This window comes from Azospirillum agricola (assembly GCF_017876095.1).
In the GTDB taxonomy this organism is placed as follows: domain Bacteria; phylum Pseudomonadota; class Alphaproteobacteria; order Azospirillales; family Azospirillaceae; genus Azospirillum; species Azospirillum agricola.
In genome coordinates this window covers 21,409-33,388 of the sequence record NZ_JAGINM010000009.1, presented here as the reverse complement: position 1 = coordinate 33,388, position 11,980 = coordinate 21,409, and the positions used below count along the sequence as shown (strand labels likewise).

At 68.6% G+C, this 11,980-nt stretch carries 12 protein-coding genes and 1 tRNA gene; 6 read left to right on the top strand and 7 right to left on the bottom strand.

Going from position 1 to position 11,980, the window contains the following annotated elements; genetic code table 11:
- Window positions 1-105 precede the first annotated feature (105 nt).
- The 3 genes from ppa (at window position 106) to J2847_RS14940 (ending at window position 1,213) form a co-directional block, all read left to right on the top strand.
- Entirely contained in the window at window positions 106-663 is a 558-nt protein-coding gene (gene ppa, locus J2847_RS14950) for an inorganic diphosphatase (protein ID WP_085555445.1), read from the top strand.
- A gap of 86 nt (window positions 664-749) precedes the next feature.
- On the top strand, window positions 750-1,013 hold the full coding sequence (locus J2847_RS14945) for a hypothetical protein (RefSeq protein WP_209779736.1): 264 nt from the start codon (window positions 750-752) through the stop codon (window positions 1,011-1,013).
- The gene (locus J2847_RS14940) at window positions 1,010-1,213 is read left to right on the top strand and encodes a DUF2283 domain-containing protein (protein WP_209779735.1); all 204 of its coding nucleotides are present in this window, start codon (window positions 1,010-1,012) and stop codon (window positions 1,211-1,213) included. Before J2847_RS14945 ends, J2847_RS14940 begins: the two co-directional genes overlap by 4 nt.
- Before the next feature lie 37 nt (window positions 1,214-1,250).
- Here J2847_RS14940 and J2847_RS14935 read toward each other — a convergent pair whose 3' ends face one another.
- A complete protein-coding gene (locus tag J2847_RS14935) occupies window positions 1,251-2,201 on the bottom strand; it encodes an L-lactate dehydrogenase (protein ID WP_209779734.1) in 951 nt (316 codons plus the stop codon).
- A gap of 276 nt (window positions 2,202-2,477) precedes the next feature.
- Between J2847_RS14935 and J2847_RS14930 the strand changes: the two genes are divergently transcribed.
- Window positions 2,478-5,177 carry a bifunctional acetate--CoA ligase family protein/GNAT family N-acetyltransferase gene (locus tag J2847_RS14930; RefSeq protein WP_209779733.1) on the top strand — a complete coding sequence of 900 codons (2,700 nt, stop codon included), beginning with the start codon at window positions 2,478-2,480 and terminating at the stop codon, window positions 5,175-5,177.
- A 71-nt stretch (window positions 5,178-5,248) separates the two neighbouring features.
- Here the strand turns inward: J2847_RS14930 and J2847_RS14925 are convergent, their stop codons facing one another.
- From J2847_RS14925 to J2847_RS14900, 6 genes are all read right to left on the bottom strand, one after another.
- Complete coding sequence (locus tag J2847_RS14925; RefSeq protein ID WP_209779732.1) at window positions 5,249-6,853, bottom strand: MAC/perforin domain-containing protein; 1,605 nt, start codon at window positions 6,851-6,853, stop codon at window positions 5,249-5,251.
- Window positions 6,854-7,049: 196 nt separating this feature from the next.
- On the bottom strand, window positions 7,050-7,889 hold the full coding sequence (gene modD, locus J2847_RS14920; protein WP_209779731.1) for a ModD protein: 840 nt from the start codon (window positions 7,887-7,889) through the stop codon (window positions 7,050-7,052).
- Between the two features lie 18 nt (window positions 7,890-7,907).
- The gene (locus J2847_RS14915; protein WP_209779730.1) at window positions 7,908-8,900 is read right to left on the bottom strand and encodes a magnesium transporter CorA family protein; all 993 of its coding nucleotides are present in this window, start codon (window positions 8,898-8,900) and stop codon (window positions 7,908-7,910) included.
- Window positions 8,897-9,802, bottom strand: a complete 906-nt coding sequence (gene folD / locus J2847_RS14910) for a bifunctional methylenetetrahydrofolate dehydrogenase/methenyltetrahydrofolate cyclohydrolase FolD (RefSeq protein WP_209779729.1) — start codon at window positions 9,800-9,802, stop codon at window positions 8,897-8,899. Before folD ends, J2847_RS14915 begins: the two co-directional genes overlap by 4 nt.
- 1 nt (window position 9,803) lies before the next feature.
- Window positions 9,804-10,136: a DUF167 family protein gene (locus J2847_RS14905; protein WP_209779728.1), complete on the bottom strand. Its 333-nt coding sequence runs from the start codon at window positions 10,134-10,136 to the stop codon at window positions 9,804-9,806.
- On the bottom strand, window positions 10,136-10,420 hold the full coding sequence (locus J2847_RS14900; protein WP_085555438.1) for a YggT family protein: 285 nt from the start codon (window positions 10,418-10,420) through the stop codon (window positions 10,136-10,138). The genes J2847_RS14905 and J2847_RS14900 overlap by 1 nt, the downstream gene beginning before the upstream one ends.
- Before the next feature lie 233 nt (window positions 10,421-10,653).
- Between J2847_RS14900 and J2847_RS14895 the strand changes: the two genes are divergently transcribed.
- Both J2847_RS14895 and J2847_RS14890 read left to right on the top strand, forming a co-directional pair.
- A tRNA-Ala gene (locus J2847_RS14895) sits at window positions 10,654-10,729 on the top strand.
- A 724-nt stretch (window positions 10,730-11,453) separates the two neighbouring features.
- Window positions 11,454-11,885 (top strand): hypothetical protein, encoded by a 432-nt coding sequence (locus J2847_RS14890; RefSeq protein ID WP_209779727.1) that lies wholly within the window; start codon window positions 11,454-11,456, stop codon window positions 11,883-11,885.
- Window positions 11,886-11,980: the final 95 nt, after the last annotated feature.

The window sequence follows — 11,980 nt, the reverse complement described above, 5'->3', positions numbered from 1 at the left end:
CATGAGCCTCTGGGGCATGAGCCCTTGGGGCATCATGCCTTGGGTCATCGGCATCGGCGCCGAACAAGAACACGCCCCGTTACGCCAGTCGAAGGACGAGAGATTATGGATCTGAGCAAGGTTGCCGTGGGCAAGAACGCGCCCTGGGATGTGAACGTCGTCATCGAGATCCCCGTGGGCGGCGACCCGGTGAAGTACGAGGTCGACAAGGAATCGGGCGCGATGTTCGTCGACCGCTTCCTGCACACGGCGATGTTCTATCCCTGCAACTACGGCTTCATCCCGCACACCCTGTCGGGCGACGGCGACCCGGTGGACGTCTGCGTCGTCGGCCGCACCCCGGTCATCCCCGGCGCCGTGCTGCGCTCGCGCCCGATCGGCGTCCTGTACATGGAGGACGAGGGCGGCGAGGACGAGAAGCTGCTGGCCGTTCCGGTCGACAAGCTGCACCCCTTCTACAGCGACGTGAAGAACTACACCGACCTGCCGAGCATCCTGACCGAGCAGATCGCCCACTTCTTCGAGCACTACAAGGATCTCGAGAAGGGCAAGTGGGTGAAGGTCCTGCGCTGGGGCGACGCCGAGGAGGCCGCCAAGAAGATCGAGGAAGGTCTGGCCCGCGCCGCGGCCGCCAACAAGGGCAAGCCCGGCGTCATCGTCTGATCGACGAGCCGCTGTTTTCCCCCTTCCTCCGCCGCCGGTGGGGGAAGGGGCTTCCGGCTTGGCCGGGAACAGGGCGCGGAGTGAGCATGACCGATCCCGAGCGTCTGCCTCCGCCCCCATTCTGGCGCGCCCGCTATTTCGCGTTCGATGTGCTGCCGCGCCGGCCGGATCTGGATCCCATCGAAATCAAGCGCATCGTTGCACGACCGGAAGCGCGGATCGTGCAGCCCGACGGCCGTGTCCGGCTCCATGGGTATTCGGAAACGCTCGGCCGCTTTTTGCGGGTCGCGCTATTGTCCGATGGCGTGACGGTTCACAACGCCTTTCCGGACGACCAATACACGCCATGAAGACACGTTACGATCCAAGCACCGACAGCCTCCACATCGAGGTCCGGCCGCTTCCCTCCAGACGGACGGTCGAGATCGAGCCGGACGTGATGCTGGATTACGGGGAGGATGGCCAACCGGTCGGCTACGATATCCAGCACGCCTCGACGAAGACCGAGCTGATCGGCAGGCTCATCCTCGTTCCGATGGCCGCCGACTAGACGCCAGCGACCGTTCTCCGGTTCGCGGAACCGGCCGTCAGGCCTTCCAGCCCATCCGCCGCTCCACCCCGTCCGCCGCCTCCTTGAGGATGTCGGCGCTGCGCCGCAGGGCGGTTTCCTCGTCGGGGGCGAGATCGGGCAGGATGGTGTCGAGCACCCCGCCGGCCCCGACGATCCGGGGCAGCGACAGCACCACCTCGGGCACGCCGACGACGTTGTCGTTCAGCATGGCGCAGGTCGTCACCATGCGCTCGTCGCCGGCGATGGCGGCGACCAGACGGGCCAGCCCGCCGCCGATGCCGAAGGCCGTGTGGCCCTTGCCGTTGATGATGCGGTAGGCGGCGCGGCGCACCCCCTCGTCGATGTCGGCGCGGTCCCCGGCGGTCAGGGGGCGGCCGAGCTGGTCGGCGGCGCGTTCCACCGGCACGCCGGCGACCATGGCGCCGGACCACAGCAGCACCTCCGAGTCGCCATGTTCGCCGACGACATGGGCGTGGACCGATTTCGGCGTCACCCCCAGCTTGCGGGCCAGCAGGGCGCGGAAGCGCGCGGTGTCCAGCACGGTGCCGGAGCCGATCACCCGGTGGCGCGGCAGGCCGCTGATGCGGGTGGCGATCTGCGTCATCACGTCGACCGGGTTGGTCGCGATCAGCAGCACCGTGTCGGGGGCGGCGGCGAGAACGGCGGGAATCACCTCGGCGAAGACGCGGGCGTTGCGCTCCAGCAGGTCGAGCCGGGTTTCGCCCGGCTTCTGGGCGACGCCGGCCGACAGCACCACCACGCCGGCACCCTCCAGCGCCGCGTAGGGCCCGGCCTGGACGGCGACCGCGCGGGCGAAGGGAACGGCGTGGGCGATGTCCTGGGCCTGGGCCTGGGCCAGCGCGTCGTTGGCGTCGACCAGCACGATCTCGCTGGCCGCCCCCATGGTGACCATCGCGAAGGCGGCGGTGCTGCCGACGAAGCCCGCTCCGACGATTCCGACCTTCATGCCCGTGTCCTCCCTTTTGCCATTTCCGGTTTCAAGAGCGTCAAGCCTTCAAACCTGCGGCCGGAGGAGCGTCCGTGCAAGGCTGCCACGCCAATTTTGTGCCTTTGGCGACGCGCGACGAAACGCCCCCTTGTCCGATGGTCATACCAACCCTTAATGTTGCGCCGCAGCAAATGGGACGGAAGAAAGTCCGGCCCGCCGCTGTTCGTCATCAAAACCGCCGATCGGGCGCGCTATGCTGCGCCTCTGGCGAATTCTCCTGCACCGGGCCGGGTCATGACCGTTCGCAACCTCGACAAGCTGTTCAAACCCGCCTCGATCGCGCTGATCGGGGCCAGCCGCAAGCCGGGAACGGTGGGGGCGGTGGTCGCCCGCAACCTGTTCCAGGCCGGATTCGACGGGCCGGTGATGCCGGTCAACGCGACCGAGCGCGCCGTCGAGGGCGTGCTGACCTACAAGACGGTGGACGGCCTGCCGATCACCCCCGACCTCGGCGTGATCTGCACCCCGGCCGACAAGGTGGTGGCGACCATCGACGCGTTGGGCAAGCGCGGCACCAAGGCCGCCATCGTCATGACCGGCGGGATGAACGCCGAGCAGACGCAGGCGATGCTCGACGCCGCCAAGCCCTATCTGATGCGGGTGCTGGGGCCGAACAGCCTCGGCGCCATGGTGCCGGGGCGCGGCCTGAACGCCAGCTTCGGCCCGGTGGCGCCCAAGAAGGGCGACGTCGCGCTGGTGGCGCAGTCCTCGATGGTCGTGACCTCGATCGCCGACTGGGCGACCTCGCGCGGCATCGGCTTTTCGCATCTGGTGTCGCTGGGCGACCGTGGCGACGTGGATTTCGGCGATCTGCTCGACTATCTGGCCTCCGACGTCACCGTGCGCGCCATCCTGCTCTACATCGAGAGCATCAGCCACGCCCGCAAATTCATGTCGGCGGCGCGCTCCGCCGCCCGCCAGAAGCCGGTCATCGTCATCAAGGCCGGCCGCTCCGACGAGGCGCAGGAGGCGGCGACCTCCCACACCGGGGCGCTGGCGGTGTCGGACGCCGTCTACGACGCGGTGTTCCGCCGGGCCGGCGTGCTGCGCGTCAACGATCTGGCCGAGCTGTTCGACGCCGCCGGGACGCTGGGCACCGGCGTGCCGATCACCGGCGACCGGCTGGCCATCCTGACCAACGGCGGCGGCATGGGGGTCATGGCGACCGACAAGCTGATCCACGCCCGCGGCCGCCTCGCCACCCTGTCCGCCGAGACGCAGGAGGCGCTGACCGCGGTGCTGGGGGCGAATCCCGGCGGAGGGCCGCGCGGCAACCCGCTGCGCATCGGCGCCGACGCCACGCCCAAGCGCTACGCCGACGCGCTGAACGCGCTGATGCAGGACGGCAGCAACGACGCGGTGCTGGTGCTGCACTGCCCGTCGGCCCTGACCGACAGCGCCGCCATCGCCAAGGCCGTCACCGACACCGTGCTGGCCAACAAGGCGCGCCGCCACCCGGTGCTGACCAGCTGGATCGGCGACGAATCGGCGGCCGACGCCCGCCAGCTCTTCGCCGCCAACCGCATTCCGACCTACGACGGGCCGTCCAACGCGGTGCGTGCCTTCATGCATCTGGTGCGCTACCGGCGCAGCCAGGAGCTGCTGATGGAGACGCCGCCGTCGGTGGCCGAGGATTTCCAGCCCGACGGCATCACGGTGAAGCGGGTGATCGCCCGCGCCATGGCGGAAAAGCGCGACTGGCTCAGCGAGTACGAGGCCAAGCGCGTGCTGGCCGCCTACGGCATCCCGGTGGTCGACACCCGCGTCGCCGAGACTCCGGAGGACGCCGCCGCCGCGGCCCGCGTCATCGGCGGCCCCATCGCGCTGAAGATCCTCTCGCACGACATCGCCCACAAGTCGGACGTCGGCGGCGTGGCGCTGGGGCTCACGACTCCGGAGGAGGTGCGGGCGGCGGCCGAGGCGATGCTCGCCCGCGTGCACGAACTGGCGCCGGACGCGCGCATCGAGGGCTTCACCGTCCAGGAGATGGCCGTCCGTCCCGACGCCTACGAGCTGATCGTCGGCATGACCGAGAACGAGATGTTCGGCCCGGTCCTGCTGTTCGGCGAGGGCGGCATCGGGGTCGAGGTGGTGGAGGATTACGCGCTCGCCCTGCCGCCGCTGAACATGAAGCTGGCCGCCGACCTGATGGGCCGCACCCGCATCTGGAAGCAGTTGCAGGGCTACCGCTCGCGGGCGGCGGTCGATCTCGACGCGGTGGCGCTGACGCTGAACAAGCTGTCGCAGCTCATCGTCGATTTCCCGGAGATCGCCGAGCTGGACATCAACCCGCTGCTGGCCGACGCCGACGGGGTGCTGGCGCTCGACGCCCGCATCAAGGTGGGCGTGCCGGCGCTGGCCGGGGCCAACCGGCTGGCGATCCGCCCCTACCCGAAGGCGCTGGAGGACCGCATCACCATCAAGGACGGGCGGCAGTTCGTCGTCCGCCCGATCCTGCCGGAGGACGAGCCGCTGGTGCATCATCTGGTGGAGAACCAGACGGCCGAGGATCTGCGGCTGCGCTTCTTCGCGCCGCTGAAGCGGCTGTCGCACCAGGCGGCGGCGCGGCTGACCCAGATCGATTACGACCGCGAGATGGGACTGATCGCCGTCGGCCCCGACCCGGAGACCGGCGACACCATCATGTACGGCGTGGTGCGCATCAACGCCGACCCCGACAACCGCCGCGCCGAATACGCGGTGATGGTGCGCTCCGACATGAAGGGGCAGGGGCTCGGCTACATCCTGATGAACAAGATCCTCGACTACGCCCGCTCGCGCGGCATCAGGGAGGTCTACGGCGAGGTTCTGCGCGAGAACACCAACATGCTGGGCATGTGCCGCGCGCTGGGCTTCGTCCGCAAGGAGAACATGGACGAGCCCGGCGTCGTCGAGGTGCGGATCGAGCTGGGCGGCGGTCTGGCGGCGGAGTAGCGCCGCATCGGGAAAGCGAACCGCCGGCCGGGACGACCGGCCGGCGGTTCCGTTTCCGCAGACGCGGGAGGCTATCGGCTGGCCGCCATCTTCCCGGCTGCCGTCTTCCCGGCCGCTGGTTCCTGGCTGCGCGGGGCGGCGCCGGACGGCACCGTGGCCGGCGAGGCCTTCAGCGGGGCGAAGCTGGCGTTGACGATGCCGACGGCGTTGTCGTGGACGATGATGCCGATGCCGACGAGAACCTTCTGGGCGCCGTTGCCGGGGTTGAAGGATTGCTCGCAGTTCGGACCCTTGTTGTAGCCGAGAGCGACGTCGCCCTGAAGGAAGCCGCTCGTGTCCTTCGTCGCGTTCACCGCGCGGTGGTAGAGCCCGATCGTGTTGGGGACGTTCTTGTCGGCGCTGAAGCAGTAGCCCACCGCGGCGAGCCCCTTTCCGGTGTCTTCCAGGCTGTAGATCGCCTCGTAGGAGTTCTGGTTGAAGGGGCGCCCCTCGACGTCCACCCAGGCGGTGTCTCCGCTGTTGAGATCGCGGGTCTGCACGGCCATGTGGCTGACGTTGTTGTCTTCGACGTTCAGGGCGATGCCGACGATGATCTTGCCGACGTCGGTCAGCTGGTAGCTCTTCTCGCCGACGATCGTGGTGGGGATGCCGCTGTTGTCCCACACCAGATTGTAGAAGCTGAACTGGGGGGGCTGAAGGGCGGCGACGATCGCCTGGTTGATCTCCGAGGCGCGCTGGGCGGTCGTCGCCAGCACCGACAGGGGCAGCAGGGAGGCGGTGCCCGACTGGCGGTCGAACTGGATCAGGCCGAAATTGCCGGGAACGGTGGCGGCCCATTGGCTCAGCGTCGTCTGGCCGGCGATGGGCGCCCCGCCGATCGCGACGAAAACGGCGGCCGTCTGGGTGTTGCTGTCGTAGTCCTTGGTGGATTGCCCCGCCGAGACGTTGGCGCTGTAGGCGTTGTAATTCGCCTGGACCGCCCCTTCGATGCTCTGGGTGTCGGTCGTCTGGGAGTTGGAGATGCTTTGGGAGAACAGCCAGCGGCCCCCGAAGACGGACGAATTCAGGAAGTGGGTGCCGTATTTGCCGACCAGGGCGTTCGGCTCCATCGTGTCGATGTCGGCCTTGACGCCGGGAATCAGCAGATCGCGCAGTCCCGCCGCCCCCGCCGGCAGAGCCAGACGGTAGGATTCCAGGACCGATCCGGCGTTCGCCTGCACGTAGGAGGTGGCGACGGAATGGGTGGACGACAGGGCGACGCTGGCGTCGAGTTCGGCGCTGAAGGTGGAGGACACCCCTTGCACGCCGAGATCGACCTCGAAATTGTTGTCGATCTCGTCGTAGCTGTAGGTCGACTGAACCGCGTCGTTCACCGTGGTCTGGGCGGACGGCGTCAGCGTCAGGCTGGCCGGGTAGGCGTAGGTGGTTCCATAGAGCGTCGCGGAATTCGTGCTCTGGCACTTCAGGTCGAACAGCTGGATGCCGGTCACGGAATCGGCGCTCGCGACCTTGCCGGTCTTGACGTTGTACATCCGGCCGAGCAGGTCGGAGCCATAGAGGAGCGACGAACACCCGCTCGCCGCCGCGCCGGACGGTGCGGTTGCAAGGGCGGGCAGCGCGAGAGCGGACAGGACAAGGGGGATGGCGAACGCTGTTCTGACGGTCACGGGAGGCATGGCGATCTCCAGCATCGGGGCCGGGAACTTCGAGGATGCGCGGATTCCCGAAGTTCCCCGCGAGCGGCGGGGATGGCGCGCAACCCGTCATCCCGTCCGGCCTCCTGTTCTAGAGCGCGCGGAAGTGGCGGAAAAACCCATGAATTGGGGTGATGGGTGTGGAATTGTTCGGAATATCTCTTTTCGAGGGAAATCTCTACGCCGGTTGCAGCGTCACCTTGACGTCGGCGGGTTGCCCGAAGTAGGGCGCCGACGTCACCAGCAGGCGGCAGCCGGCGGCGGCGTAGGCGGCGGCGTTGGCCTCGGTCACCCCGCCGGCCGGGGCGACGGCCGGGGCGGGGGTGAGGTGGCGCGTCGCCCCGATCACCGCGTGGGCGGCCTCGGGCGGCAGCTTCTCCAACTGGATCACGTCGGCGCCGGCCTCGGCCAGGGCGATGGCCGCCTCGACGGAATCGGCTTCGACGACGATCTTCTTTTCCGGGGCCCTGCGGCGCAGCTCGGCGATCCACGCGGCTGCCGGGGCCTCGGGCGGGCCGGGCAGGAAGGCGCGGTGCTCGGGGAAGACCAGCAGGGTTTCCGACAGGCCCATCCGGTGCATCACGGCGCCGCCGGCCATCACCGCCTTGACGCTGATGTCCTTGGCGCCGGGGAAGTTCTTGCGGGTGCAGGCGACGGTCACACCGGGCGCGGCCTCGACGATCCGGCGGGCGCGGGTGGCGATGCCGGAAGCGTATTCGACCAGCGTCTGCGCCACCTTCCAGGCGCGGTGCAGCGCGCCGGCCGGGCCGTCCGCCTCCAGGAAGACCGTTCCGGCCTCCACGGCCGTGCCGCTGGGGGAAAAGCGGAGGACCCGCCCGCCGGCCTTCTCGACCAGCCGGGCGGCCTCCTCGGTCCCGGCCAGCACCATGGCGCCGCGCGCGGCGAAACGCATGGTGGCGGGCCGTCCGCCGATGCCGAGCGAGTCGGTGGTCAGGTCGCCGTGGGGAACGTCCTGGGCCAGCAGCGCGTCAAGGGCGGAGTCGGGCAGGACGATCATCGGCGATGTTCCCTTGCGTCAGAGCCAGCCGCGCCGGCGGAAGTACCAGAGGGGCAAAACCGCCGACAGCACCATCAGCCCCAGCGCCATCGGGTAGCCGAACTCCCAGTCCAGCTCCGGCATGTGCTTGAAGTTCATGCCGTAGGCGGACGCGATCAGCGTCGGCGGCATCAGCGCCACGGCGACGACCGAGAAGATCTTGATGATGGCGTTCTGCTCGATGTTGATCAGGCCCAGCGTGGCGTCGAGCAGGAAGTTCGCCTCGTGCGCCAGGAAGCCGGCGTGCTCGTTCAGGGAGCGCAAGTCGCGCGTCATCGTCTTCAGCGCGGTCTTCTGGTCCTTGTTCATCCGGCCGCCGCTGACCGAGGTCAGGAACACCACCAGCCGGTCGAGGCCGGCGAGGCTGTCGCGCACCTTGTGGGTCAAATCGCCGGCGCGCCCGATGCCGCGCAGCACGTCCTGCAACTCGTCCGGCTTCTTGGCCGCCTTGCCGAAGCCGCCGCCGTCGAGCGAATCGTCGAAGATGCGGGCCGACAGCTCGTCGATGCGGCCGCCGACCAGCTCCAGCACGTCGGCGACCCGGTCGATCACCGCGTCGAGCAGACCGAACAGCGCGCTTTCCGCCGAGGCCAGCAGCTCCGGCTGGCGGACGCTGCGGGCGGCGAAGGTGATGACCGGCAGCGGCTCGGTGTAGCGCAGCGTGATCAGGTGGCGCGGCGTCAGCACGAAGGTCAGCTCGCCCTGCTCCGGGTGGGGCGAGGTGGCGCGCGAGATGATGGGCGAGGTCATGTAGACGCCGTCGCCCTCGGTGTAGAGCTGGCTCGACGCCTCGATCTCCTTCATCTCCTCGCGCGTCGGCAGGTCGCAGCCGGTCAGCGCGCCGACGCGGGCGCGCTCCGCCTCGTCCGGGCGCAGCAGGTCGATCCACACCGCGTCGGCCGGCAGGGGCTCGTCCAGCGCCAGGGGCTGGCGGACGACGCGGCCGTCGACGCGGGCGTGGACGGTGATCAAAGGGCGGCCTCTTCGGGCACGGGAGCGCCGGCGGCGCGGCAGGCGGCGGCCAGCGTGTTCAGCATCAGGCAGGCGATGGTCATCGGCCCGACGCCGCCCGGCACCGGGGTGATGGCGCCGGCGACCTTGACCGCCTCGTCGAAGGCGATGTCGCCGACCAGCCGGGTCTTGCCGGCTTCCGAACCGGGCACGCGGTTGATGCCGACGTCGATGACGGTGGCGCCGGGCTTGATCCAGTCGCCGCGCACCATTTCCGGACGGCCGACGGCGGCGACGAGGATGTCGGCGCGGCGGCATTCCTCCGGCAGATCGGCGGTGCGGGAATGGGCCATCGTCACCGTGCAGTCGGCCTGGAGCAGCAGCTGCGCCATCGGCTTGCCGACGATGTTGGAGCGGCCGAGCACCAGCGCCCGCTTGCCCTTCAGATCGCGGCCCAGCGTGTCGCGGATCAGCAGCAGGCTGCCCAGCGGCGTGCAGGGCACGATGGCGCCCGGCTGGCCGGTGGCGAGCAGCCCTGCGTTGACGACGTGGAAGCCGTCGGCGTCCTTTTCCGGCGCGATGCGGGCCAGCACCTTCTGGCTGTCGATGTGCCTGGGCAGCGGCAGCTGGACGAGGATGCCGTGCACCGCCGGGTCGGCGTTCAGCCGGTCGATCAGCGCCAGCAGGTCGGCTTCGGCCATGTCGGGCGATTCGTGATGGTCGAAGCTGTTCATGCCCAGCTCGACCAGCGCCCGCTCCTTGGAGCGGACATAGACCTGGCTCGCCGGATCCTCGCCCACCAGCACCACGGCCAGACCGGGGGTGACGCCGTGGCTGGCCTTCAGCGCCGCCACGCCCTCCGCCACCCGCGCCCGCAGGCCGGCGGCGTAGGCCTTGCCGTCGATGATCGTCGCGTCCGCCATGTCACTCTCCACCCTCGATCAAGGCCGTCAGCCGCGGCATCAGCGCCGCCGGATCGCCGGCCACATGCAGAATCTTGTTCCGGTCGGTGGCGCCGGCCACCACCGTCAGGCTGGTCTTGGGCAGTTTCCACGCCTTCGACAGCAGTTTTATGACCGCCTCGTTCGCCTTGCCGTTCTCCGGCACGGCCGTGACCGTCACCTTCAGCACCCGCCCGCCTTCGGCGGTGTCGGCCAGCCCGGCGACGGCGTTGCGCGACGCCTTGGGCGTCACGCGCAGCGACAGGCGCAGGCCGTCGGCCACCGGCTCCAGCGGGGAGGGCGGCGACGAGGCCATCAGAAGCGCGGCCAGTACTGGGCCATCAGGTTCTGGATGAAGGAGATCAGCAGCAGGACCACGATGGGCGACAGGTCGAGCCCGCCCATGTTGGGCAGCACCCGACGGATCGGGGCGAGCACCGGCTCGGTGATCCGGTACAGGAAATCGCCGATGACGTAGACCGCGCGGTTGCGCGTGTTGACCACGTTGAAGGCGACCAGCCAGCTCAGCACCGCCGAGATGATCAGGACCCAAAAGAACAGGTCGAGGATGGTGTTGATGAGCATGTACAGCGCGATCATTCCGGGCCTGCTCCGTTTCGGTTTTTTTGCGGCTGCCCCGCCGGGCGCCAGCGTTTTCCGGGCACCCTAAGCACAAGCGGCGAAGGCTGTCCAGTGCCGCGGGCCTTGGAAATGGCCCCGCCGGGCCCGTTCGACAATCTACGAATTTTCGTGAATCAATCGCTTGACAGGGGGGCCGCCGATGGACAATATCCGCGCCACGCCGGGCGGTACCCCGCCGGGCGACATGGTGTGGGGCCGTAGCTCAGCTGGGAGAGCGACGCGTTCGCAATGCGTAGGTCGGGAGTTCGATCCTCCTCGGCTCCACCATTTTCCTTCAAGACGATGATGCACTGTGGACGCTCGCCGACCTGTGGCTGAGCTTCTTGCCATGCGATCCTTGCTTTATCGCGTGCGGCGTTGGCCGAATCGTCCCACTCCCCTTTGAAATCCGTCAATTCGTCACCGTCCAGCTCGGGCATATCCTTGTGAACGCGCGTGAGCGCACGCAAGCCGGCTCCGTCTCAACGGCCGTGACGTCACGGCGGGACAAACCGGTCCGTCCGCCCCTCCCTCAAGCGGAGCGGGTTGCCTCGAGTCGCAGGAAAGGCGGAGCTTCCTCGGCCCCGCCATTTCCGAACCTTGCTGTCGGCTGCCGGATAACCCGAGACGCCGCCCCGGTTGAAGGCAGCATTCCGCCTGGAAGCTCCGCCACATAAGCCGAGGCGCGCCGTCGCGTAATGCGAGGTTCCCGCGCGGGTCCGCCGGATAATGCGAGGTTTTCGGTGGCGGGCCTTCTGGGAATACGCTCCTGGACCGGCGCGGGGCCGGGGCGGTGTGGGAAGCGGTCTGTCTGTCCTTGTCTGCGCGCCGCCGTCCGCCGCGACGGCACGCCGCGCACCTCACGTGGGAACTTACGGGGCCGCGGAATCCAAGCGGCAAGGCAACAGGGTGAGGTCGCCTTGCCCCGTATCCATCCCATGAAGAGGACCATCGCTTGTCGACAACCGCTCCGTCCGATAAGGATACCGCCTCCTGATCAACGGGGCGCGGCATGGAAGAAGAGATCACGGCCAAGATCGCCAAGTACCGGAGCCGGGAATGGGTGCCGGACGGCAGCGAGGAACTCTGGAGGGCCGTCATTAAGGCAATGAAGGCGCAACAGAGTTCCCTGAAGGAAAGGCAGCAACTCGACGCGTCCGGGGCATCCGACCACGTTCAGGCTCTCACGCCGAGCTACGCCGTAGGGCAGACCCAGTCCATACCGGACCCGATGGGAGAATTGCTCGTCCTCAGAAAGTCGAGCTACAAGCTCGTCAGCAGGTATCCCGCCGCAGCAGGGCACGTCATCGTATCCGACGCCGTTCGGAACCTCATCGCCGACAGTTGGGACGGCGCCACGCCAAGCAGCCGGGCTTCAATGCGTCGAGTTGCCACGGCTGCACACATTCAGGGGCTTGCGCACCTTCCTGGATGGGAAGACTGAGTCCGCCAAGCGGCACCTGAACGTTCCAGATTCGAGAAGTTCCCCTCTCCCTCCGGATTGTCCCAGGAGAACTCTGGCCTGCGGAACGACTCCAG